1 protein-coding gene is annotated in these 390 nt (G+C 59.7%); it reads left to right on the forward strand.

Annotated features, from left to right (window positions below; all coding sequences use genetic code 11):
• On the forward strand, positions 1 to 390 hold a 390-nt coding region (locus HX823_RS31745; protein WP_177078603.1), incomplete at both ends, for a zinc-binding dehydrogenase.

The following is a 390-nucleotide window of genomic DNA, read 5'->3' on the forward strand; positions in this document are numbered from 1 at the left end:
TCCGGCCGAGAGCCCCAATGATTACCCGGTGTATGGCGAACAGATCGTCCTGCCCCGTTCGGCGCTGACCCGGTATCCGGATGTCTTGAGCCCTATCGAGGCGAGCGTGCACTACACGCCGCTGTTGATTGCCTACTTTGCCTACGTGGATCTGGCGCGGGTCAAGCCGGGGCAGTTTGCCTTGGTGACTGACGCCAGCCACTGCGCCGGCCCATCCTTTGTGCAACTGGGCAAAGCCCTGGGTGTGCGGGTGATTGCCGCGACCAAAGACAGTGATGAACGTGAATACCTGCTGTCCCTTGGTGCCGAGAAAGTCATCGTCACGGAAGAGCAGGACCTGTTGATGCAAATCAACAAGTTCACCGACAACCGCGGCGTCGACGTGGTGTT

Source organism: Pseudomonas sp. P7759, assembly GCF_013386445.1.
GTDB lineage: Bacteria > Pseudomonadota > Gammaproteobacteria > Pseudomonadales > Pseudomonadaceae > Aquipseudomonas > Aquipseudomonas azotoformans_A.